The sequence below is a fragment of the Microlunatus capsulatus genome (genome assembly GCF_017876495.1).
In the GTDB taxonomy this organism is placed as follows: Bacteria; Actinomycetota; Actinomycetes; order Propionibacteriales; family Propionibacteriaceae; genus Microlunatus; species Microlunatus capsulatus.
Genome location: NZ_JAGIOB010000001.1, coordinates 4223143 through 4246103, shown reverse-complemented (window position 1 = coordinate 4246103; position 22961 = coordinate 4223143). Strand labels below are relative to the sequence as shown.

19 protein-coding genes and 1 riboswitch are annotated in these 22961 nt (G+C 74.3%); of the genes, 7 read left to right on the top strand and 12 right to left on the bottom strand.

Going from position 1 to position 22961, the window contains the following annotated elements:
- Positions 1-4: 4 nt before the first annotated feature.
- Positions 5-1498, bottom strand: coding sequence for a glycosyltransferase family 2 protein (locus JOF54_RS19680; protein WP_210059009.1), 1494 nt, complete (start codon positions 1496-1498; stop codon positions 5-7).
- Positions 1499-1857: 359 nt separating this feature from the next.
- Between JOF54_RS19680 and JOF54_RS19675 the strand changes: the two genes are divergently transcribed.
- On the top strand, positions 1858-2214 hold the full coding sequence (locus JOF54_RS19675) for a hypothetical protein (protein WP_210059006.1): 357 nt from the start codon (positions 1858-1860) through the stop codon (positions 2212-2214).
- A gap of 70 nt (positions 2215-2284) precedes the next feature.
- On the top strand, positions 2285-4198 hold the full coding sequence (locus JOF54_RS19670) for a PKD domain-containing protein (protein WP_245358224.1): 1914 nt from the start codon (positions 2285-2287) through the stop codon (positions 4196-4198).
- Between the two features lie 21 nt (positions 4199-4219).
- Here the strand turns inward: JOF54_RS19670 and JOF54_RS19665 are convergent, their stop codons facing one another.
- The gene (locus JOF54_RS19665) at positions 4220-5071 is read right to left on the bottom strand and encodes an MOSC domain-containing protein (protein WP_307804410.1); all 852 of its coding nucleotides are present in this window, start codon (positions 5069-5071) and stop codon (positions 4220-4222) included.
- 148 nt (positions 5072-5219) lie between these two features.
- On the opposite strand from JOF54_RS19665, the gene JOF54_RS19660 reads away from it, so the two are divergent.
- Positions 5220-6098: a manganese catalase gene (locus tag JOF54_RS19660; protein WP_210059001.1), complete on the top strand. Its 879-nt coding sequence runs from the start codon at positions 5220-5222 to the stop codon at positions 6096-6098.
- A gap of 66 nt (positions 6099-6164) precedes the next feature.
- Here JOF54_RS19660 and JOF54_RS19655 read toward each other — a convergent pair whose 3' ends face one another.
- Genes JOF54_RS19655 through JOF54_RS19645 form a run of 3 tightly spaced genes read right to left on the bottom strand, consistent with a single transcriptional unit; the run spans position 6165 to position 9099 of the window.
- Positions 6165-6947 carry an energy-coupling factor transporter transmembrane component T family protein gene (locus JOF54_RS19655; RefSeq protein WP_210058999.1) on the bottom strand — a complete coding sequence of 261 codons (783 nt, stop codon included), beginning with the start codon at positions 6945-6947 and terminating at the stop codon, positions 6165-6167.
- A complete protein-coding gene (locus JOF54_RS19650; protein ID WP_307804409.1) occupies positions 6944-8458 on the bottom strand; it encodes an ABC transporter ATP-binding protein in 1515 nt (504 codons plus the stop codon). The genes JOF54_RS19655 and JOF54_RS19650 overlap by 4 nt, the downstream gene beginning before the upstream one ends.
- A gap of 11 nt (positions 8459-8469) precedes the next feature.
- The gene (locus JOF54_RS19645; protein ID WP_210058997.1) at positions 8470-9099 is read right to left on the bottom strand and encodes an ECF transporter S component; all 630 of its coding nucleotides are present in this window, start codon (positions 9097-9099) and stop codon (positions 8470-8472) included.
- A 29-nt stretch (positions 9100-9128) separates the two neighbouring features.
- A riboswitch (TPP riboswitch) is annotated at positions 9129-9231 on the bottom strand.
- Positions 9232-9353: 122 nt separating this feature from the next.
- Between JOF54_RS19645 and JOF54_RS19640 the strand changes: the two genes are divergently transcribed.
- Positions 9354-10589, top strand: coding sequence for a cytochrome P450 (locus JOF54_RS19640; RefSeq protein WP_210058995.1), 1236 nt, complete (start codon positions 9354-9356; stop codon positions 10587-10589).
- A gap of 30 nt (positions 10590-10619) precedes the next feature.
- Here the strand turns inward: JOF54_RS19640 and JOF54_RS19635 are convergent, their stop codons facing one another.
- Complete coding sequence (locus JOF54_RS19635; RefSeq protein WP_307804408.1) at positions 10620-10880, bottom strand: CDGSH iron-sulfur domain-containing protein; 261 nt, start codon at positions 10878-10880, stop codon at positions 10620-10622.
- A gap of 113 nt (positions 10881-10993) precedes the next feature.
- Here JOF54_RS19635 and JOF54_RS19630 point away from each other — a divergent pair, with 113 nt between their 5' ends.
- Together JOF54_RS19630 and JOF54_RS19625 are read left to right on the top strand one after the other, a co-directional pair.
- Positions 10994-12112 (top strand): iron-containing redox enzyme family protein, encoded by a 1119-nt coding sequence (locus tag JOF54_RS19630; RefSeq protein WP_210058993.1) that lies wholly within the window; start codon positions 10994-10996, stop codon positions 12110-12112.
- A gap of 3 nt (positions 12113-12115) precedes the next feature.
- Complete coding sequence (locus JOF54_RS19625) at positions 12116-13165, top strand: glycosyltransferase family 2 protein (RefSeq protein WP_210058991.1); 1050 nt, start codon at positions 12116-12118, stop codon at positions 13163-13165.
- A gap of 87 nt (positions 13166-13252) precedes the next feature.
- Here JOF54_RS19625 and JOF54_RS19620 read toward each other — a convergent pair whose 3' ends face one another.
- The 3 genes from JOF54_RS19620 to JOF54_RS19610 all read right to left on the bottom strand — a co-directional run bounded on the left by JOF54_RS19620 (position 13253) and on the right by JOF54_RS19610 (position 17967).
- Entirely contained in the window at positions 13253-13834 is a 582-nt protein-coding gene (locus JOF54_RS19620) for an NADPH-dependent FMN reductase (protein ID WP_210058988.1), read from the bottom strand.
- Between the two features lie 118 nt (positions 13835-13952).
- Entirely contained in the window at positions 13953-14738 is a 786-nt protein-coding gene (ppk2, locus tag JOF54_RS19615) for a polyphosphate kinase 2 (RefSeq protein ID WP_210059735.1), read from the bottom strand.
- A gap of 400 nt (positions 14739-15138) precedes the next feature.
- Positions 15139-17967: an aconitate hydratase gene (locus JOF54_RS19610; RefSeq protein ID WP_210058986.1), complete on the bottom strand. Its 2829-nt coding sequence runs from the start codon at positions 17965-17967 to the stop codon at positions 15139-15141.
- Between the two features lie 196 nt (positions 17968-18163).
- On the opposite strand from JOF54_RS19610, the gene JOF54_RS22090 reads away from it, so the two are divergent.
- The gene (locus tag JOF54_RS22090; protein WP_210058984.1) at positions 18164-20158 is read left to right on the top strand and encodes a S9 family peptidase; all 1995 of its coding nucleotides are present in this window, start codon (positions 18164-18166) and stop codon (positions 20156-20158) included.
- Positions 20159-20234: 76 nt separating this feature from the next.
- On the opposite strand, the gene JOF54_RS22085 is transcribed toward JOF54_RS22090, so the two are convergent.
- The 3 genes from JOF54_RS22085 to JOF54_RS19590 are packed head-to-tail and all read right to left on the bottom strand — an operon-like array spanning position 20235 to position 22943.
- Entirely contained in the window at positions 20235-21110 is an 876-nt protein-coding gene (locus tag JOF54_RS22085; protein ID WP_210058982.1) for a DUF350 domain-containing protein, read from the bottom strand.
- Between the two features lie 28 nt (positions 21111-21138).
- On the bottom strand, positions 21139-22518 hold the full coding sequence (locus tag JOF54_RS19595; protein WP_210058980.1) for a glutathionylspermidine synthase family protein: 1380 nt from the start codon (positions 22516-22518) through the stop codon (positions 21139-21141).
- Positions 22518-22943, bottom strand: a complete 426-nt coding sequence (locus JOF54_RS19590; RefSeq protein WP_210058978.1) for a hypothetical protein — start codon at positions 22941-22943, stop codon at positions 22518-22520. Before JOF54_RS19590 ends, JOF54_RS19595 begins: the two co-directional genes overlap by 1 nt.
- Between the last annotated feature and the right edge of the window lie 18 nt (positions 22944-22961).

The following is a 22961-nucleotide window of genomic DNA, read 5'->3' as shown; positions in this document are numbered from 1 at the left end:
GGGCTCAGACCTTGTAGCCACGCTGGCGGCGGAAGAGCTTGCCGGCCATGACGACGGTCTGGGCGATGGTGACGACGTAGAGGACCGGCCAGCCGAGCCAGAGGATCGAGGACTGGATGAGGACCGGCAGCTGGAACCAGGTGTAGCCGAGGACGAGGAAGGAGATGCCCAGGATGATCAGCGGGGTGAGGAAGGCGTTGCCCGAGCCGCGCTCGGCCTTGGCCTGCTCGGCCCAGTTGTCGACCTTGACCTTGGAGAGGAACTTGGCCCAGGCCCGCAGGAAGTGGCCGGCGCGGAGCCACATGTAGAGCTCGGCGGGGAGGCCGGCGGCGGCGAAGGCGACGTCGCGCCAGGTCCGGCCCTTCATCGACATGGCGATCCGGACGTTCAGCAGGATCGCGACGGCCGGCGGGATGAGCCAGATCGGGGAGAAGACGAAGGCGCCGATGGAGAGCGACGCGGCCAGCAGCAGGACGAAGGCGATGCGGGTGAAGATGTTGGTGAGCATCCCGAAGTTCTCGGCCCAGCGCAGGCGCAGGTTCGGGTGCAGCGGCTGGCCCTTCGTGTCGCCGCGCTGGCCCGGCCACATGAGGTCGATGGCCCCGTAGTTCCACTTGACCTGCTGGCCGTCGAGCGAGCGGACCGTGGTCATCCCGCCGACGTCGGCGCGGGCCTGGGCGGAGATCTTGGTGAGGTAGCCGGCGGACTTGATCTGCAGGCTCAGCAGCGAGTCCTCCACCTCGGAGTCGTTGACCCACGGGGTCTGCTGGTGGTTCTCGGCCATCACGGCGCGGAGCGCCCGCATCGAGAAGATCGAGCACTGGCCGCCGAGGACGGCCATGTTGCGGCCGCGGAGCATGTTCTGCATGTTGAAGGCGGCGAACTGGGCGCGCTGGCCGGCGATGAGCAGCCGGGCGATCGGGCCCTTCACCACGGTGTCGTCGATGCTGTAGATGGCGGAGATGCCGCCGATGCGGGTGTCGGAGACGATCTCGGACTCCAGCTTCTCGACCGCGTCGGGCGCCAGGGTGGTGTCCCCGTCGACGCCGAGCAGGTAGTCGGCGTGGCCGACGAGGGAGAAGCCGTAGTTCAGGGCGCCGACCTTCTTGTCGGGGTTCGCGCCGATGTCGTGGACGTAGACCTCGGTGCGCTGCTTGCTGCCGTCCTTGCCCTTGCGCTTGGAGCTGCGCGGGCCGGCGAACTTGGCGGCCTTCTCGAAGGTGTCGTCCTTGGTGTTGTTGACGATGACGTGGATCTCGTCGGGCAGCCGGGTCTGCTTGAGCAGCGACCGCAGCACCTCGACGATGGTCTCGCCCTCGTTGTAGGCCGGGATGACCGCGGCGACGACGGGCCGGTAGGTCGGCAGCGACTCGACGTCGGCCTGCAGCTGGCGGACGTAGGAGGCCAGGCCGGCGTCGGCGGGGCGGGCATCGGCGGGGCGGGCATCGGCGGGGCGGGCGTCGGCGGCGAAGGTGGACTCGAGGTCGAAGGTGGTCATCTCGTTCTCCTGCTTTTTCGGGGGACTCGGGCCCCTCGGCCCGATGTCTCAACGATCTGGCGCCGACCTCGGCGGGAGCCGGGCTCCGGACTGGGCCCCGCTCAGGAGTGCTGCAGGGTTCACCGGCTTCCTCAGGCACCCCGGCGCCGGCCCAGCGCCACCTCAGGACGGCCCAGCGGGACCTCAGGGACGGCTCAGGCGGGTGCCCCGGCGGCTCCGGGAGCCGGCGCGACGCGCCCCGGGGACCCCCGCGCCTTCCCCTGCGACCCTCCCCGGGGGACGATGTTTCCGCCACGTCGGTCCGGGTACCGGCCGGGCATCCGCCCGGGGCGCGCCGGGCGACGACCCTCGGGAGTGAGATGACCTGCCACCGGCTCATCCGCTGCGAACCGTCGCAGCTGGTGCGGCACGCGTCGGCGGTGCACGGCACCGTCCCCGATGACCCGGCCCCCGGCCACCTCAAGCGGTGGCGCTACGCCGAGCCGCCGGTCGGCGCCAGCACGGGGTGGCGGACGCGGCTGCCCGACGGCTCGGTGCTCGGCTGGTGCCTGGAGGTGGAGCCCGGTGCCAACGGCGCGCTGGCGCACCTCACCGTCGCCCCCGTCGCCGGCCGGCTGACGCTGCTGCCCGAGGCCGTGCAGCGGCTGGCGCTGATCCCCTTCACCGAGCGGGAGCTGACCGTGCTGGCCCGGGCCGTCGAGCCCGTCGCCGCCTGAGCCCCGTCCGGACCCGGCCCGTTCGCCCGTCCGGCCCCCGGCCGGCGTCCGGCGGTACTACTGTGCCGCCATGCGACGACGGGTGACCCTGCGGGCCGTGGTGCTGGCCGTGTTCCTGGTGCTGCTCGGCACCCAGGTGTCGGCGGCCCCGCAACCGGGCCGGCTGCACCTCACCGCCGCCGGCGACTTCGCCCAGACGACGAACACCGGTCTGGTGCTCGACCAGCTGGCCGCGACGGGCAGCGACGTCGCGGTCACCCTCGGCGACATGTCCTACGGGACGGTGGGCGGGGAGCAGGGCTGGTGCGACTTCGTCAAGGCGCGCGTCGGGGACTCCTTCCCCTTCGAGATGCTCTCCGGGAACCACGAGTCCAACGGCCTCAACGGCAACATCAACGACTTCTCCGCCTGCCTGCCGAACCAGCTGCCCGGGGTCGTCGGGACCTACGGCCGGCAGTACTACGTCGACGTGCCGGCCGGCGCCCCCCTGGTCCGGTTCGTCATGATCTCGCCCGGGCTGACCTACCCCGACGGCACCTGGAGCTACGCGGCCGGCTCGGCCCGGTACCAGTGGACGGCCCAGGCCATCGACGGCGCCCGCGCCGCGGGGGTGCCGTGGGTGGTCGTCGGGATGCACAAGCCCTGCCTGACGGTGGGCAAGTACGGCTGCGACTCCGGCGCCGACGTCTTCAACCTGCTGCTGTCCAAGAAGGTCGACCTGGTGCTCAGCGGGCACGAGCACACCTACCAGCGCAGCCACCAGCTGGCGCTGGGCGCCGGCTGCCCGGCCTTCGTCCCCGGCCGCTACGACGCCGGCTGCGTGGCCGACACGGACGGCGACTTCCGTGCGGGCGCGGGCAGCGTCGCCATGGTCGTCGGGACCGGCGGCCAGCTGCTGTACGACGTCACGACCACCGACCCGGAGCTGCCCTACATGGCGGCGACCAGCGGCCGCAACGTCAACCCCACCTACGGGTTCCTCGACGTCCAGGCGACCGCCGACGTGCTGCAGGCCTCCTTCGTCCGCGGGGCCGGCGGCACCCTGGCCGACTCCTTCACCCTGACCAAGGGCACCACCCCCGCCGACCAGCCGCCGGTGGCCTCGTTCACCAGCACCTGCACCGACCTGGTCTGCGGCGTCGACGCCGGCGCCTCGCGCGACCCCGACGGCACCATCGCCTCCTACGCCTGGACCTTCGGCGACGGCAGCACCGCGACCGGGGTGACGGCGTCGCACACCTACCGCACGCCCGGCAGCTACCCCGTCACCCTGACGGTGACCGACGACGACGGCGGGACGGCGCAGAGCACCCGCAACGTCGCGCCGACGGCGCCGGTCGCGGGCGCGCTGGTCGACGACCAGTTCGCGCGCACCGTCAACTCCGGGTGGGGCTCCGCGCCCACCGGCGGGGCCTGGACGGTGTCCGGGACCGCCGCGAACTACGCGGTCGGGGGCGGGGTGGCCACCGTGAAGGTGGGCGCCGGCAGCGGGCCGGTCGCCGCGCTCAACCAGGTCACGACGACCGGCAGCGACACCCGGCTGGCCTTCGGGCTCGACAAGGTGCCCGCCGGCAGCGGCCTCTACCTGGCCACGCACGCCCGCCGGGTCACCGGCGGCGGCGCCTACCTGGCCAAGACCCGGGTGACCAGCGCCGGCGCGGTGACCCTGGAGCTGGCCCGCACCACGGCCACCGGCTCGGAGGTCAACCTGCAGGCGGCGGTCGCGGTCAGCGGGCTCACCTACACCCCCGGCGACCTGCTGAACGTGCGCACCGAGGCCTCCGGCACCGCTCCCACCACCCTGCGGGCGAAGGTCTGGAAGGCCGGGACGCCGGAGCCGACGACCTGGCAGCGCTCGGTGGCCGACAGCACCGCCGGGCTGCAGGCGGCGGGCTCGGTCGCCGTCAGCCCCTACCTCTCCAGCGGCGCCACGAACGCCCCGGTCACCGTCCGGCTCGACTCGCTGGTGGTCACCGCCCCCTGAGCGGGCGGCCGGGTCCGCGGCTCAGCGCAGCGGACCCGGCTCCTCGACGGCCTCCAGGACCTCGACGGCGTCGCCCACCCGGAGCCGGCCGCCGGCCTGCTCGGGGACGAGGTTGACCCCGAACCAGGTCTTGCCGTCCAGCCGGCGGTGCCGGGCCAGGCTCGTCAGCGGCTCCTTGGTCCGCTCCGCGGTGGCCGGGTCGACGAGGGTGAACGCGCAGCGCTCGCAGCCCTTGACGACCCGCAGCACCACCTCGCCGACCCGGACCCGCCGCCACCGGTCCTCCGCCCACGCCTCCGCACCGGCGACCACCAGGTTGGGGCGGAACCGGCCCATACCCAGCGGACCCTCCTCGGGCCGCGGCCCGGCGGCGACCCAGGCGTCGAGCGCGGCCAGCGAGGACTCGCTGGTGAGCATCAGGGGGAAGCCGTCGGCCAGGGAGACCACGTCGTCGGGGCCGGCGAAGGCGGGGTCGGCGGGGCGGCCGCGGGGGTCGGCCAGGTGCAGCAGCGCGGCCGGCCGGCCCAGCACGTCGGCCAGCCAGGCCTCGGCGCCCGGCGCCGGGGTGGCGGGGAAGCGGCTGCCCCAGAGGTCGACCTCCACCCGGTCGGGGCCGGGCGGCACGGGCACCCGCAGCTCGGGCCGGCCCGCCGCCCGCAGCACGAGGGCGTCGGGGGCGACCTCGGCCTCCACCAGCACCATCCCCGGCACCTGGCGGCCGGTGAGCATCGCGCCGGCCTCGTCGACGACCATCCAGCGCCGGTCGCCCGCCAGCCCCCAGGGCTCCACCACCGCCTCGGCCAGGGGCTCGGCGCGGCCCGACTTCAGCGGGTAGCGGGCCAGCGAGGTGAGCGTGACGGTCTCGGTGGGCACGAGCGGCTCCTCAGGTCGCGGCGCCGCGGAGGGCGGCGGCCCGATGCTAGCGGCCGCGCCCGCCGGCCCCGGCCACCCGTTTCGCCCCGGCCCACCCGGGTAGCCGGGTAGGGGAACCGATCGAGACACCCCATCCCCGAGGAGCAGGATGTTCTTCCACAAGCAGGAGCTGCAGTTCAAGGCCGTCCCCGACAAGCCGGACGCCATCTACGCCCGCAAGCTGCAGGAGGTGCTGGGCGGGCAGTACGGCGAGATCACCATCGCGATGCAGTACGGGTTCCAGGCCTGGAACGTGCACATCCCGGGCAAGTGGCGCGACCTCCTCTTCGGCATCGGCTCCGAGGAGTTCGGCCACGTCGAGATGCTGGCGATCATGATCGCCCGGCTGCTCGAGAAGGACCCGAACGCCGACCTGCAGGCCACCGTCGACTCCGACCCGGTGATGGCCGCGGTGATCGGCGGCGGCGACGTGCAGCACGCCATCGTCGCCGGGGCCGGCGCCCGGGCCGTCGACAGCAACGGGAACCCCTGGCAGGGCAGCTACATCACCGCCAGCGGCAACCTGCTCGCCGACTTCTACGCCAACGCCAACGGCGAGATGCAGGGCCGGCTGCAGGCCGCCCGGCTGTACCACATGACCGACGACAAGGGGGTCCGGGACCTGCTGAGCTTCCTCATCGCCCGCGACACCATGCACCAGAACCAGTGGCTGGCCGCGATCGCCGAGCTGCAGGCCGAGGGCCTGGAGGAGCTGCCGGTGCCGAGCAACTTCCCGCAGAAGCTCGAGAACACCGAGGTGCACTACCAGTACCTCAACTTCTCCGACGGGAAGGCCGCCGCCGAGGGCCGCTGGGCCTCGGGCCCGACGCCGGACGGCAACGGCGAGTTCACCTACCACGACGGCCCGACGACGTCGGCCCCGATGCCCCCGCCCACCCAGCCCGACCCGCGGCTGTTCGGCACCGACCCGAAGCCGAACCTGGCCGAGAAGGTCACGTCCACGGTGAAGGACGCGCTCGGCAAGTAGCGCGCGAGCGACCCCGACGGCCCGGCACCGCCCCCGCGGTGCCGGGCCCTCGCGCGTCCGGGGACCTCAGGTGAGGACCGGGTTCCAGGTGCCGGCCAGCACGGCCACCACCACGCAGAGCGCGCCGAGCGCGGCCCCGGCGGCGATCGTGACGACCTCCGCGCGGCCGAAGGGGGAGGGTCGCGCCCAGGTGCGGGCGGTCGGGCCGTCGAAGCCGCGCGCCTCCATCGCCGTCGCCAGCCGGCTGCCCCGTCGGACCGCGAGCACGAGCAGCGCCAGCACCTGCCCGGCGAACCGGCGCAGCCGGCCCGAGTCGGCGACGCCGCGGGCGCGCCGGGCCAGCTCGAGGGAGCGCCAGTCCTGCAGGAACAGCCCCACCAGCCGCAGCCCCGCCAGCGCCCCGAGGACGAACCGGCCGGGCAGCCGCCAGCGCTGGGCGAGGCCGTCGGCGAGGTCGGTCGGGTCGATGGTGGCCAGCAGCACGACCGCCGGCAGCGCGATGGCCACCAGCCGGGCCGTCGTGGCCAGGCCGATGGCGACCGAGCCCTCGGTGACGTGCACCAGACCCAGCCGCAGGTAGGTCTCCCCCGACGGCCGGCCGTAGAGCACCATCGTCACCCCGGCCAGCGGGGCGGCCACCAGCAGCGGGAGCAGCCGCCGGCCCAGCCCGCGCGCCCGCAGCCCGACGGCGAGGAAGACGACGAGCTCGCCGACGACGGCGACGACGGCCGAGAGCCAGTCCAGCGTGCTGAGCAGGCAGAGCGTCAGCGGGACCAGCGCGGCGATCTTGGCCACCGGGTTGACGGTGAGCACCCGACGCCCCGGGCCCGCGAGCACCGCGGTGCTCACCGCGCCGCCGCCGGGGCACGGACGCCGTCGCCGGGGCCGAGCACCAGCTCGGTGCCGCCCAGGGCGTCGACGAAGGCCCGGTCGTGGGTCACCGAGAGGACGGTGCGGCCCTCGGCGAGCAGGGCCCCGAGGAGGTCCACCAGCCCGGCCCAGGTCAGCGCGTCCTGGCCGAACGTCGGCTCGTCGAGCACCAGCAGGTCGGGCGAGGTGACCAGCACCGTGGCCACCGACAGCCGCCGCTTCTCCCCGCCGGAGAGGGTGAAGGGGTTGGCCCGGGCCAGGCCCTCCAGCCGCAGCCGGGCCAGCAGCTCGGCGACCCGCGCGCGGCCGGCCGCGTCGAGCCGCCGGGTGGCGCGCAGGCCCACCTCCAGCTCGGCCTGGACGGAGGCGGTGAGGAACTGGTGCTCCGGCTCCTGGAAGACGACGCCCACCCGGGACACCAGCTCGCGCGAGCGCCAGCCGTGCGGCCGGTCCCCCAGCCCGCGGGCCAGCGCGGGGTGGGCCCGGACGCGGCCGGCGAGCGGGTCGAGCAGCCCGGCCAGGGTGAGGGCGAGGGTGGACTTGCCCGCGCCGTTGCGGCCGGTCAGGGCGACCGACGCGCCGGCCGCCAGCTCCAGGTCGACGCCGGAGCGGACCAGCCGGCCGGCCCGGCCGACGGCGAGGGCCTCGGCGCCCAGCAGCGGCGGCCCGGGCGCAGGCCGCGGACGGGCGGGCACCCGCGGCGGGTGGTCCGGGACCCAGATGCCGGCCGCGGCCAGCGCGGGCCCGGTCCGGGCCAGCACCTCGGCCGGGGGGCCGTCGGCCAGCAGGCCGTCGGGCCCCAGGACGACGACGCGGTCCACCACCGGCAGCCAGGTCGCCACGCGGTGCTCGACGACGAGGAAGGTGGCCCCGGTGGCGTCCAGCACGCGGGCGACGGCGTCGCGGACCTCGGTGACGCCCTCGGGGTCGAGGTTGGCGGTCGGCTCGTCGAGGAGCAGCACCCCCGGCTGCATGGCCAGCACGCCGGCCAGGGCGAGCCGCTGCTGCTGGCCGCCGGAGAGGCGCTCGGTCGGGTGGTCGAGGGGCACGTCGAGCCCGACGGCGTCGAGCGCGGCGGACACCCGGGGCCAGATGGCTTCGCGGGGGACGCCGAGGTTCTCGCAGCCGAAGGCCACGTCGTCGCCGACCCGGGCGAGGATCACCTGCGACTCCGGGTCCTGCAGGACCAGGCCGGCCCGGCCCCGGGCGTCGCGGGGGCGTGCCCCGTCCAGGCGCAGCGCGCCCTCCTCCTCCCCGCCCTCGTCGTCGCCGAGCACGCCCGCGAGGGCGTGCAGCAGCGTCGACTTGCCGGCCCCGGAGGCGCCGAGCAGCAGCACCCGCTCCCCCGGCTCGACGACCAGGTCGAGCCCGCGCAGCGCCCAAGCCCGCCGGCCGGCATGCCGCCAGCCCCAGCCCTGCGCCCGCACCCGGGCCGGCCGGGTCGTCGCCGGGCCGGCCGCCGCGGGGGCGACCGGCTGGCGGGAGGGCACCGCGGGCACGCTCAGACCAGCTCGGCGGTGTCCCGGCCGGCGGCGAAGCGGTGCAGCACGCCGGTCCGGGCCAGGGCGCGGACGACCAGCCACGACAGCGTCCCGGCGACGACGGCCCCGCCCAGCACGGCGCTGACCAGGTAGACGGTGGCGAACAGGGCGGTGCTGCCCGGGTAGTAGGCCAGCAGCTCGAAGACCGCCAGGCCGACGCCGGCGCCCGCGCCCGCGAGCCAGGCGACGGGCAGCCGCCAGACCCGGTAGAGGAACAGCGCGAAGACGATCTCGGCGCCGAGGCCCTGGACCAGGCCCGAGACCAGGGTCAGCAGGCCCCACTGGCTGCCCAGCAGGGCCGAGACGACGGCGGCCAGCAGCTCGACGTAGATCGCAGCGCCGGGCTTGCGGATGAGCAGCCCGCCGACGACGGCGCCCAGCAGGAAGGGCGCCTCGACGAAGGACTGCGCGCCCGGCAGCAGCGCCTTGAACGGCGTCTCGAGGACGTTGTAGGCGGCGCCCCAGACGAGGAAGACGACGCCCAGGGCGACGCCGACGACGCTGGCGACGACGATGTCGACGACCCGCCAGCGGCGGCCGGGAGCGGTGGTGGTCCGCTCGTCGAGGGACGGGGTGGTGGTGTGCGGCATGGTGTGCACCTCTCGGTCAGAGGGACACGGGGACGTGACAAGAGGCCTCCCTGCGCTGGCATGACCCAGATCAGGTTCGACGGTCGAAGGTTGGAGAACCTTCCTCTCAGCCCGGCTCACCGGACTCCCGTGTTCGGCGACCAACCTACGTCATGCCGGCCGGGGCGCCGTCCACGGCTCACGCGACGTGGTCACCCGGCCGGCAGGGTCCGGCGGGCGAGGTTCAGCGGGCGGGGACCGGGTACGGCGGGGACGTGGACGACCAGCGGCCCCGGCGGCGACGACGCGACCAGACCCTGCGCCTGCTGCGGCAGGGCTACCCCTGGGCGCCGGAGCTGCGCGACGGGGAGACGGCGGTGCCGACCCGGCTGCTGGGCCGGCCCGCCGTCGTCCTCGGCGGGGTCGCCGGGGTCCGCCGCTTCTACGACGACCGGCTGCGGCGCCGCGGGGCGTTCCCGCCGCCGGTGAAGCTGGTGCTGTTCGGCCCCGGGGCCGTGCACGGCCTCGACGACGCCGCCCACCACCACCGCAAGGCCCTGCTGCTCGACGTGCTGGGCGCGGAGGCCGTCGACCGGCTCGGCGCGGCGGCCGACGCGCGGTGGGCCGAGCGGGTCGCCGGCTGGGCGGGCCGCGACGAGGTCACCGTCTTCGACGAGGCCGTCGACCTCATCGCGTCCGCCGTCCTGCCCTGGGCGGGGATCGACGTCGGCCCCGACGAGCAGCGCCGGCGCGGACGGCAGCTGGCCGCCGTCGTCGGCGGGTTCGCCACCGCCCCGCCCCCGTGGGCGGTGGCCGCCCTCGCCCGGGTGCGGCTCGATCGCTGGGCGACCGGCCTGGTCCGGCGCACCCGTGCCGGGGAGCTCACGCCCCCGCCGGGCAGCGCCCTCGCCGTGCTGGCCGGCGGGCGCGACGGGGCCGGCCGGCTGCTGCCCGCCCGGGTCGCCGCCGTCGAGCTGCTCAACGTGGTCCGGCCCAGCGTCGCCGTCGCCTGGTTCGTCGCCTTCGCCGCCCTCGCCCTGGTGGAGCAGCCGGGCTGGCGGGCCCGGATCGCCGACGGCGACGCGGCGGCCGCCCGGGCCTTCGCGCACGAGGTTCGCCGCTGCTACCCGTTCGTCCCGGTGCTGGCGGCCCGGGCCCGCCGGGCGCAGGACGTGCTGGGCCAGCCGGTCCGCCGGGGCGGGCTCGTCGTCCTCGACGTGCACGGCACCACCCACGACCCCGGGGCCTGGCCCGACCCGGACCGGTTCGACCCCGCGCGCTTCCTCGGCCCCGTCGAGGAGGAGGCCCTCGTGCCGCAGGGCGGCGGGGACGTCCGGACGGGCCACCGCTGCCCGGGCGAGGGGGTGACGCTCACCCTGCTGGAGGTCGCCGTCCGCCGGCTGGCCGCCGCCCCGTGGACGCCGGTCCCCGGCCAGGACCTCGGCTGGAGCACCGCGCGGATGCCCACCCGGCCCCGCAGCGGCGTGCGGCTGCGCCCGGGCAGGGCCTGAGCCCCCTGCGCGCGAGCGCCGGGCGGGTGGTCAGTCCTCGTCGGCCGCGACCGCCCGGCGGCGCGCGTTGTCGCGGCCCGGCTTCCAGACCAGCTTGTGGGTGCCGTCGCAGAGGGGCATCATCCCGCTGGACCCGCACCGGCAGAGCGCGATGGTGCGACGGCGGCGCGGCAGCGGCTCCCCGTCGGCGCCGACCACCTCGACGTCACCCCGCAGCAGCATGGGGCCGTCGGGGTAGATCGTGATCTGCGCATCCCGGGCGGGGCCGGGGTCGGAAGGAGTAGGAGCCACGGTGGTTGAGTACCCAGCCCGATTGGCCCAAAACTGCGCGCGGGCCGCCGGCGACGACCGACGCGGTCGTCCGCCCGGTTTCTCCCGCCGCCCCCAGGGGTAGGAGACCTCACATGCGACGAAGCCCGTACCCGACCGCGCTCGCGTTCGACCGCGGCGCCGGACGGACCCCGCTGCTGGCGCGCGGCGCGCTCAGCGCCCAGCTGCTCTGGGTGCTCACCGAGGAGCCGCAGGCCGTCCCGCAGCTGCGGCAGCAGGCCGAGCAGATCGTCGCCACCAGTGCCGACGTGCTGGTCGACGACGACGTCCAGCTGTCCCTGATGGTCCTGCACGAGCTGCACCACCGGAGCTGGCCCGGTGTCGACCCCCGCTGGGAGTGGCACCCCGACCTCGTCGGGCTGGCCGCCGTGCTCGAGGACGCCACGGAGGCCGGCCTGCGGGCCCTGGTCGCCGGGCAGCGGCAGGCGACACCGGCCCCGGCCGACGTGCCCGCGGCGCTGTCCGCGATCGTGCAGGGCGACGACGGCCCGTCGATGTCGCGGCACCTGGCCCGCTCCGGCACCGTCGTGGAGTACCGGGAGCACCTGGTGCACCGGTCGGTCTACCACCTCAAGGAGGCCGACCCGCACACGTGGGCGATCCCCCGGCTGTCCGGTCGCGCCAAGGCCGCGCTGGTGGAGATCCAGGCCGACGAGTACGGGGCAGGCCGCGCGGAGTGGATGCACGCGGTGCTCTACGCCGACGCCATGCGCGGGCTGGGCCTGGACGACTCCTACGGCCAGTACCTCAACGACGTCCCCGCCATCACCCTGGCCTGGGCCAACACCATGACGCTCTTCGGCCTGCACCGCCGGCTGCTGGGCGCGACGATCGGGCACCTCGCCGCGCTGGAGATGTCCTCCTCGCTGCCCATGCGGCGCTACGGCAACGGGCTGCGCCGGCTCGGCTTCGACGAGCCCACCACGCGGTTCTTCGACGAGCACATCGAGGCCGACGCCGTGCACGAGCAGATCGCGGCGCACGACGTCGCGGGCCGCCTCGCTCTCGACGAGCCCCACCTCGTGGACGACATCCTCTTCGGCGCGCAGGTGGCGCTCGCGGTCGACGCCGCGGTCACCCGGCACCTGCTGGACAGCTGGGCCGCCGGCCGCACGTCGCTGCGGACCATCCCCGAGAACGCGGCCGGCGTCGTCTCCGTCGCCGCCGCGCTGCGTCAGGACGTCGAGGGGTAGCCCGTGCGGCTCGGGGTGGAGTACGTGGTGCCGCTGCGCTGGCGTCCGGGCACGGACCCGGCGGAGCTGACCGGGTACCTGCAGCGGCTCAGCCGCGACGTCGACGTCACCGTGGTGGACGGCAGCGAGGACGCGGTCTGGGAGCGGCACCACGCCCTGTGGGACGGCTGGGTGCGGCACGTCCGGGTCGGCGACTGGCCGGGCCGCAACGGCAAGGTGGCCGGCGTGGTCACCGGGGTCCGGCTGGCCCGGCACGAGCACGTGGTGATCGCCGACGACGACGTCCGCTGGACCGCCGTCCAGCTGGCCCGGGCGGTCGACCTGCTCGCCGACGCCGACCTCGTGCGGCCGCAGAACTACTTCGACCCCGCACCCTGGCACGCCCGGTGGGACACCGCCCGGACGCTGCTCAACCGGGCCCTGGGCGCCGACTACCCCGGCACCTACGCGCTGCGGCGCAGCACCTTCCTGGCCATGGGCGGCTACGACGGCGACGTGCTGTTCGAGAACCTCGAGCTGTCCCGGACGGTGCGGGCTGCCGGCGGCACCGAGCGCGCCGTCCCCGACCTGCTGGTCCGCCGCTGCCCGCCGGAGGCCGGGCACTTCTGGGGCCAGCGGGTCCGGCAGGCCTACGACGACTTCGGCCAGCCGGCCCGGCTGGCCGCCGAGGCGTCGCTGCTGCCGGTCGCGGCCCTGCTCGCCCGCGGGGCGACGTCGCGCTCGGCCCGGCTGCGCCGCTGGAGCCGCCGCGGCCTGGTGGCGGAGGCGCTGCTGCCGGTGGCGCTGGCCGAGCTGGGCCGCCGGCGGGCGGGGGGCGACGCGGCCTTCCCCGTCGACGCGCCCCTGTGGGCCCCCCTCTGGCTGGCCGAGCGCGCGGTCTGCGTCTGGCTCGCCGTCGGCCGCCGGCTGGCCGGTGGCGTGCCCTACGCGGGCGAGCGGCTGCTCACCGCCGCGCACAGCACGCGCGTGCTGCGCACCCGGCTGGCCCGGCGCGTCGACCGGGCCGGTGAGCCGCAGCCCGCCCTGACGCCGCTGGTGCCCGCACGCCGCTGACCCCGGACGCAGGACCGCCCGGGCCCTGGTGGACCCGGGCGGTGCTGGTCGTGCGTCGTGCTGGTGGAGCGGTGCTCCGGGTGCCGGTCAGGCGGCGACGGGCTCCTGCGCGGCGGCGCGGACGCCCTCGAGCGCCTTCGTCCAGCTGACGAGCTGGTCGAACAGCGTGTCCAGGTCGGCCGTGTGGCGCTCGGCCGGGGTGAACTCGGAGTAGTTCTTGAAGTCGGTGGCCAGGTTCAGGGCGACCTGCGCGCGGACGGTGGCGACCTGGAGCTCGGCGGCGATCAGCCGCAGCTGCTCGACGGCGCGGACGGCGCCGACCGAGCCGTAGCCGACGAAGCCGGCGGCCTTGTTGTTCCACTCGCCGTAGACGAAGTCGATGGCGTTCTTGAGCGCGCCCGAGGGGCTGTGGTTGTACTCGGGGGTGACGAAGACGAAGCCGTCGAAGGACGCGACGGTGGCGGCCCAGGTCTTGGTGTGGTCCTTGGAGTACATGCCCATGGACGCGGGCACCGGCTCGTCGAGCAGCGGCAGGTGGAACTGCTCGATGTCGATCAGCTCGTACTCGGCGTCGGTGCGGGTCTTGGCGTAGGCGTGGACCCACTCGGCGACGGCGGTGCCGTTGCGGCCCGGCCGGGTGCTGCCGACGATGATCGCGATGCGCGTCATGAACTCTCCTGGTCTGTTTGTTGAAACTTAAACCAGAGTAGCGCACATCCCTCCCGCACCACCCCACCGGCGGGTGAACAGCGGGAGAACGCGCGGACCCCGCGGGACACCCGGGCGCTCAGAGGTGCGGGAACACCCGCCGGGAGTCCTCGTCGGCCTCGTCGAGCATCCGCGCCGAGGGGCCGGTGCCGACGATCAGCGGGTCGGGGGTGCCGACGACGACGGGGTCCTTGTCGGTGTAGTCCAGCACCGACAGCACGTGGCGCAGCGCCTCGATCCGGGCGCGCTTCTTGTCGTTGCTCTTGACCACGGTCCAGGGCGCGTCGGCGGTGTCGGTGTAGAAGAACATCGCTTCCTTGGCCGCGGTGTACTCCTCCCACTTGTCCAGCGACTGCAGGTCCATCGGGCTGAGCTTCCAGCGCCGGACCGGGTCGGTGTGCCGGGCCGCGAACCGCCGGCGCTGCTCGTCGCGCGACACCGAGAACCAGAACTTGACCAGGTGCAGGCCGCTGCGGACGAGCATCCGCTCCAGGTCGGGCGCCTGCCGCATGAACTCCAGGTACTCGACCGGCGTGCAGAACCCCATCACCCGCTCGACGCCCGCCCGGTTGTACCAGGAGCGGTCGAACAGCACGATCTCCCCGCCGCTGGGCAGCACCGAGACGTAGCGCTGGAAGTACCACTGGGTGGCCTCGCGCTCGGTCGGCTTCTCGAGCGCGACCACCCGGGCGCCGCGGGGGTTGAGGTTCTCGGTGAAGCGCTTGATCGTGCCGCCCTTGCCGGCGGCGTCGCGGCCCTCGAACAGGCAGGCGACCTTGGACTGCGTGGCCTTCACCCAGCTCTGCATCTTGAGCAGCTCGATCTGGAGCGACCGCTTGGCGGCCTGGTACTCCTTCTCGGTCATCCGGGTGTCGTAGGGGTAGTCCTGCCGCCAGGTCGGCTGGTCCGGGTTGGGCAGCAGGACCGTCTCGGTCCCCTCCCGCCCGTCCTCGGCCGGCACCTCGACCGGGGTCGGCGGCGGGGCGCTCTCCCCCTCCGACGCCCCCAGGTCGGCCGGCTCGGTCTCGACGGTGCTGCGCTGCGCGTGGTCCACGAGAGGGCCGTACCCGGGCCCGTCGCCCGCTAACGGCCCCGCGCCTGTCCGCGCCTGTCCAGGGGCCTTCGACAGGCTCAGGCAGCGGACCCTTTTCCGCACCTGAGCCCACCCCACGCCCTGAGCCTCACCCCGCGCCCTGAGCCTGTCGAAGGGCCTTCGACAGGCTCAGCTAGCGGAGGTGCGGGCTCCGGCAGCGGAGCGGCGGTGACTACTTCTTCAGCAGCGAGCGCAGGACGTACTGCATGATCCCGCCGTTGCGGTAGTAGTCCGCCTCACCGGGGGTGTCGATCCGGACGACGGCCTCGAAGGTGACGTCGCCGGCCTGGACGGTGACCGTCTGCGGGGTCGTGCCGTCGTTGAGGGCGGTGACGCCGGTGATCTCGATCGTCTCCTCCCCCGTCAGCCCCAGCGACTCGACGCTCTGGCCCTCGGGGAACTGCAGCGGGAGGACGCCCATGCCGATGAGGTTGGAGCGGTGGATCCGCTCGTAGGACTCGGCGATGACCGCCTTCACCCCGAGCAGCGCCGTGCCCTTGGCCGCCCAGTCGCGCGAGGAGCCCGAGCCGTACTCCTTGCCGCACAGGATCACCAGCGGCGTCCCGGCGGCCAGGTAGTGCTCGGAGGCCTCGTAGATGGTGCTCACGGGGGCGTCAGGCAGCGTGAAGTCGCGGGTGAAGCCGCCCTCGGTGCCCGGCGCCAGCTGGTTGCGCAGCCGGATGTTGGCGAAGGTGCCGCGGATCATCACCTCGTGGTTGCCGCGGCGGGAGCCGTAGGAGTTGAACTCCCCGCGCGGCACGCCGTGCTCGGTGAGGTAGGTCCCCGCCGGGCTGTCGGCCTTGATCGAGCCGGCCGGGCTGATGTGGTCGGTGGTGATGGAGTCGCCCAGCTTCAGCAGCACGCGGGCGCCGCTGATGTCGGTCACCGGGACCGGCTCGGCCGGCATGCCGTCGAAGTACGGGGGCTTCCGCACGTAGGTGGAGTCGGCGTCCCACTCGAAGACCTGGCCCTCGGGCGTGGGCAGCGCCTGCCACTGCGCGTCGCCGGCGAAGACGTCGGCGTAGGACTCGGTGAACATCTCCGAGCCGATGGCCGAGGCCACGATCTCGTCGATCTCGGCCTCGGTCGGCCACACGTCGCGCAGGTAGACCGGCTGGCCCTGCTCGTCGGTGCCCAGCGGGTCGTTCATCAGGTCGATGTCCATCGTCCCGGCCAGCGCGTAGGCGACCACGAGCGGCGGCGAGGCGAGGTAGTTCATCTTGATGTCCGGGTTGATCCGGCCCTCGAAGTTCCGGTTGCCCGAGAGCACCGAGACGACGGCGAGGTCGGACTCGTTGACGGCGGCGCTGACCTCGGGGATCAGCGGGCCGGAGTTGCCGATGCAGGTGGTGCAGCCGTAGCCGACGAGGTTGAAGCCGATCTTGTCCAGGTACGGCGTCAGGCCCGAGCGGTCGTAGTAGTCGGTGACGACCTTGGAGCCCGGCGCCAGCGTCGTCTTGACCCAGGGCTTGCGGCTCAGCCCGCGCTCGACGGCCTTCTTCGCCACCAGCGCCGCGCCGATCATGACGCTCGGGTTCGAGGTGTTGGTGCAGGAGGTGATCGAGGCGATGGTCACCGCGCCGTGGTCGAGCTCGAAGGAGCTGCCGTCCTCGAGGGTGACCCGGGTCGGCTTCGACGGCCGGCCGATGTCGGCGGCGACGCCCTCGCCGAACTCGTGCGGGTCCGTCGACTCCTCACCGGAGTGGCTCGGGGAGTCCGAGGCCGGGAAGCTCTCGGCCGAGGCCTCGTCGACGCCGGTGAGCACCGGGGCGTCGTCGATCCGGCGGTCGGCGTCGGCCCGGCCGGGGGCGACCTGGTCGTCCTCGACGTAGGCGCCGAGGGCCTCGCGGAAGCCCTGCTTGGCGTGCGACAGCACCACGCGGTCCTGCGGGCGCTTCGGGCCGGCGATGCTCGGCACGACGGTGGACAGGTCCAGCTCGAGGTACTCGGAGTACTGCGGCTCGCGGTCGTCGTCGTGCCACAGGCCCTGGGTCTTGGCGTAGGCCTCGACGAGGGCGATCTGGTGCTCGTCGCGCCCGGTCAGCCGCAGGTAGTCGGTGGTCTTCGAGTCGATCGGGAAGACGGCGATGGTCGAGCCGTACTCCGGGCTCATGTTGCCGATGGTGGCGCGGTTGGCCAGCGGGACGGCGGAGACGCCGGGCCCGTAGAACTCGACGAACTTGCCGACCACCTTGTGCTGGCGGAGCATCTCGGTGATGGTCAGCACCAGATCGGTGGCCGTCGCGCCCTCGGGCATCGCGCCGGAGAGCTTGAAGCCCACGACCCGCGGGATGAGCATGGAGACGGGCTGGCCCAGCATGGCCGCCTCGGCCTCGATGCCGCCCACGCCCCAGCCGACGACGCCCAGGCCGTTGACCATCGTGGTGTGGGAGTCGGTGCCGACGCAGGTGTCGGGGTAGGCCTGGCCGTTCCGGGTGAAGATGACGCGGGCCAGGTGCTCGATGTTGACCTGGTGGACGATGCCGGTGCCGGGCGGGACGACCTTGAAGTCGTCGAACGCGGTCTGGCCCCAGCGCAGGAACTGGTAGCGCTCGCGGTTGCGGCCGTACTCGATCTCGACGTTCCTGGTGAACGCGTCGGCGGTGCCGAAGACGTCGGCGATGACGGAGTGGTCGATGACCAGCTCGGCCGGGGCCAGCGGGTTGATCTTGGTGGCGTCGCCGCCCAGGTCGGCCATGGCCTCGCGCATGGTCGCGAGGTCGACGACGCAGGGGACGCCGGTGAAGTCCTGCATGATCACCCGGGCGGGGGTGAACTGGATCTCGTGGCTCGGCTGGGCCGTGGGGTCCCACTGCGCCAGGCCGCGGATGTGGTCGGCGGTGATGTTCGCGCCGTCCTCGGTCCGCAGGAGGTTCTCCAGCAGGATCTTGAGGCTGTAGGGGAGCTTCTCGGAACCCTCGACGGCGTCGAGCCGGAAGATCTCGTAGGACTCGTCCCCGACGGGCAACGCGGCCTGGGCCCCGAAACTGTTCACGCTCATCAGCTGTCTCCTGAAGTCGAACCGAAAGTATCTTGACGTCAAGATACTCTAGCGCACCTCGGCCCACGACCGGGAACGGCGCACGGCCCGGGGCGCTCCCAGCAGCCTCCCCCATCGCCCCGCCGCGCGCCAGGACAGGGTCGCCTAACCGGCCCCGCGGGGCCGTCCCGCCTCGACCGCTGCCTACGCTCGAGCGGTGAAGCCGAGCGACCTCCCCCTGCTGCGCACCGTCTCCCCGCCCACCCTGAGCCCCGACGGCGGGACGGCCGTCGTGGCCGTCACCCGGCCCGACCTGCGGGCCGACGCCACCGTCGGCCAGCTCTGGGCCGTCCCGACCGACGGCTCGGCCCCGCCCCGGCGGCTGACCCGCGGGTTCCGCGACACCGCCCCGCAGCTCTCCCCCGACGGCGCCCTGCTGGCCTTCCTCCGCGCCGGCCCGGGCGCGCCCGCCCAGCTGCACGTCGTCCGCGCGGCCGGTGGCGAGCCGGTGCCGCTCACCGACGCACCGCTCGGCGTCACCCAGTTCGACTGGTCGCCCGACGGCGCCCGCCTCGTCTTCCTCGCCCGGGTGCCCGAGCCCGGCCGCTACGGGACGGTCGAGGACCTGCCGCCCGGCGCCGAGCCGGCGCGGCGGCTCACCACCACCCGCTACCTGGCCAACGGCGTCGGCTGGGTGACCGACCGGCGGGCGCACGCCTTCCTCGTCGACGTGCCCGACGTGGACGCCGAGCCGCCCGTCGCGGCCGCGCCCTCGGCGGAGGACCCGCACCCCGAGCCCCGGCCGGCCGTCCCGACGCCGGTCCGGCTGACCACCGAGGACGCCGACCACGACCACCCGCGCTTCGGCGCCGACGCCCGCACGGTCACCGTCGTGGTGACCGAGCACGACGGCACCAGCCCGGCCCTGCGGCGGGCCCTGCGCCGGCTGACCCTCGGCCCGGACGGCACGGTCTCCGAGGTCACCACGCCCACCGGACCGGCCGACGGCCTCTACGTCGGCGACGCCCGCGAGCGCGCCGACGGGACCTGCGTCGTGCTGGCCCAGGAGCTGGGCCCAGACGCGGTCGACTTCGTCGGCCGGGGCACCGCCCTGCACGTGCTGACCGGCGACGGCCCGCCCCGGCGGCTCACCGACCCGGCCACCGAGGACCTCAGCGGGTCCCCGCTGGTCCTCGACGGCGACGCGGTGCTGGTCACCCGGCTCGAGCGCGGCACCGTCCAGCTGCTGCGCGTGCACCCCGACGACCGGACCGAGCGGCTGACCGACGGACCCGTCGAGGTGGAGGGCGTCGCTGCCGCGGGAGGGGTCGTCGTCGTCGCCCTGGCCGACCCCGGGTCCGCCGGCGACGTCGCCGTCGTCGAGCCCGACGGACTGCGCCGGCTCACCGACTTCTCCGCCCCGCTGCGCGAGCGCGGCGTCGTCACGCCGGAGGAGGTGCTCGTGCCGACCCGCGACGGGCAGCAGGTGCACGGCTGGGTCCTGGTGCCGCCCGGCCCCGGCCCGCACCCGACGCTGCTGCTCATCCACGGCGGGCCGCACGCCCAGTACACCGGCTCGCTGTTCGACGAGGCCCAGGTCTACGCCGCCGCCGGTTACGGGGTCGTGATGGGCAACCCGCGCGGCGCCGCCGGCTACGGCGAGGAGTTCGCCCGCGCCATCGCCGGCCGGATGGGCACCGTCGACCTCGCCGACGCGCTCGACCTGCTGGACGGCGCGCTGGCCGGCCACCCGACGCTGGACCCGGAGCGGGTCGGCGTGCTGGGCGGCTCCTACGGCGGCTACCTGACGGCGTGGGTGACCGCGCACGACCACCGCTTCGCCGGCGCCGTCGTCGAGCGCGGCTTCCTCGACCCCGAGCTGTTCATCGGCACCTCCGACATCGGCACCTACTTCGCCCAGCAGTACACCGGCGCGGACCCCGAGCAGCGTCGCCGGCAGAGCCCGCAGGCGCTCGTCCACCAGGTCCGCACGCCGACGCTGGTGGTCCACTCCGAGGACGACCTGCGCTGCCCGCTCTCGCAGGCGCAGCGCTACCACCTCGGCCTGGTCGAGGCCGGCGTGCCGACCGAGCTGCTGGTCTTCCCCGGCGAGGACCACGAGCTGAGCCGCTCCGGCCGCCCCCGGCACCGCCTGCAGCGCTTCGAGGCGATCCTCGACTGGTGGGCCCGCCACCTCCCGACGGGCGTCTGACCGCGGCTCCGGGCCGAGTTGTCAGACGTGAGTTGACCCCTGGGTCACCAGGCGTCTGACAGGTCCAGGCCCGGGCTCAGAGCTGGGTGCGGACCACAGCGGCGACGAGCACGGCGACGACCACCATGACGACGGCGCTGAACGCCGACGCGACCACCCGGTGCTCGCGCTGCACGGTGCCGATGGTGAGCCCGCGCAGCAGCAGCCGGTTGGCCAGCCAGCGGAACAGGTACAGCGTGGCCACGGCGACGACGGCGGTGACGGTGAAGGCCTCGAAGCCGATCGCCCAGCCGGTGAAGTCGCCCGCCACGCCCTCGCGGACGACGACGCCCACCGCGACCAGCACGCCGGCCGCCTCGAACGCCGCCGTCAGCCCGCCCGCCCGGACCTGCTCGCGGATGCTCCACGGCGTCACCGCCTCGTGCAGCCAGAACACCCCGACCACCAGCGCCAGCCCCAGGACCCCGAAGACCACGGTGCTGGCCAGCCCCAGCGCCACCGTCGGGGACGCCCCGGTCAGCGAGCCGTTGAGGATGAAGCCGAAGCCCAGGTAGAAGCCGGCCTCGACGACGCCGAGGGCGACGTTGCCGCCCAGCAGCTCCTCGTCGTCGGCCACCCGCTGCACCAGCACGAAGCCGACGACGTAGCGGACGGCCAGGAAGGCGGCGACGACCCACACCAGCTCGGAGGCCTCGCCGACGAGCCGCGACCAGGGCAGGTCGTCGGGGCCCCGGGTCGCCGTCGGCAGCGCGGCCACGCCGAAGCCCAGCAGCAGGGCGGTGCGCTGCAGGAGGTAGGCGACGTTGCCGTCGCGGAACAGCACCTGGTGGTCGTCGAAGCGGGTCAGCAGGTTCTGGACGAACCAGAGCACCCCGCCGGCCGCCAGGGTCAGCAGCAGGCTGGCCGCCGCCGGGGGCGAGTTGGCCAGGACGCCTTGCAGGTAGTCGAGCACGAGCCCTCCTCGGACGCGGGACGGGCGCTCAGCCCCGGATGACGTGCGGCACGAACACGCTGAGGTTGTCGACCACGACGGTCGAGCTCTCCCGGACGTCGAGGCCGGCCGGCTCGCCGTCGACGTACCAGAGCCCCAGCGTCGGGTAGTTGTCGCCCTCGAAGCCGACGAAGTCCGGCGGCGGGGCGTAGGCCTGGACGACGCAGGGCTGGTCGCCGTAGGGGCCGGGGGTGCTCAGCACCGTCTCGCCGTCGACGACGACGGTGACGTTGGCGCCCTCGCGGCCCAGCAGCGGCTTGCGGACGTAGCTGGTCAGGCCGTCGGGCTGCTCGCCGTCGAACCACGCCGGGATCAGCAGCTTGCTGCGCTCGGCGTCGCGGCCGAACAGCTGCCACAGCACCGGCAGCAGGCCCTTGTTCGACCACAGCATCTTGTAGGGCGGCTCGACCCAGATCGTGCCGCCCGGCTTCGCCATGTCCTCGAAGACGGCCTCGCCGAACGGCTCGGCGCAGATGTGCTCCCAGGCGTGCAGCTTGAACACGACGTCGAGGTGGCGCTGCTCGCCATCGGGGAAGCGGCCGTCGTAGAACCGGCCGTCGGCGCCGAGGTGGATCTGCTCGACGTAGAGCCACTGGGTCTCATAACCCGCCTGGCGGCAGGTCTCCTGCATGACGCGCAGGTTCTGCAGGTCCTCGTAGGAGCAGTCCTCGACGCGGATCTCGGCCCGCTGGTCCTCCGGCACGGCGTCGACGAACTCGGGCAGCAGGTTGTCGTACCAGGTGCAGGCGAAGTAGACGACGGGCTTGCGGCCCAGCTCGCGCTCGGCGTGGGCGAGGTTGCGCCTCCACGCGTCCACCAGCATCTCGAAGACGCCGTTCCACTGGTCCTCGCCCTGCTTCGTCGACTCGAACCAGCTCCACTGGACGATCGCGGTCTCCAGCAGCGACGTCGGGGTGTCCGCGTTGAACTCGTAGAGCCGGATCCGGCCGAGCGCCTCGTCGACGGCGTCCTGGGCGTCGGTGGTGGTCAGGTCCAGGAAGCGGTTGCCGCCGTACACGGCGTCGATGCGGCCGTAGACGCTGCCCCAGTCGACCGGCTCGCCCTCGGCGTCGCGGCGGTCCCAGCTGCGGGCGATCTCCAGCCGGGCGAACGCCGGGATGCCCATCCGGTCCATCAGCTCGGGGTGGGCCAGGATGAAGTCCCCGGCCGTGACGAACATGTCCATCAGCGTCTTCAGGTCGGCGTGCATCTGGTCGACCTCGGCGGCGCTGAAGGCGTAGTGCGCGCTCTCGCTCCAGTACGAGCGGGTGCTGCCGTCGGGCAGCAGGGTCTGCCAGTAGGTGAGGCCCTCGTCGGTGACGACCTCGGGCCAGTTCTCGCGGACGACGCCGCTGGGACGACGCTCCATCAGCTGCTGCTCCCGCCTTTGGACGAGCCGCCGAAGCCGCCGCCCTTGGAGGTGCGGGTCTTGGTGACCTTGCCGCCCAGCCCGCCGCTGCCGGTGACCCGGCCGGTGGCCGGCAGGCCGGCGCGCTGACGGGCCGCCGCGTCGTTGTAGGGCATGCTCGCCGTCCGCTGGCCGACGGGGAGCCGGTACCCCGGGCCCCAGCCGCCGCCGAAGGCGCCGATCCAGATGAAGCCGCCGCCGAAGCCGCCCGAGCGCTCGTCGTCGCAGTACTTCTCGTCGATGATCGTGCCGTCCTCGGTGGCGCAGTAGACGTCCTCGGTGTACGTCTCCGGCTCGCTGCTGCAGGCGGTCAGCACGCCCGAGGCGAGGAAGGCGGTCGCCAGACCGACCCCGAGCGAGCGCGGGACCCGCGACCTGGACACCATCGACGCTCCTCGCGCTGC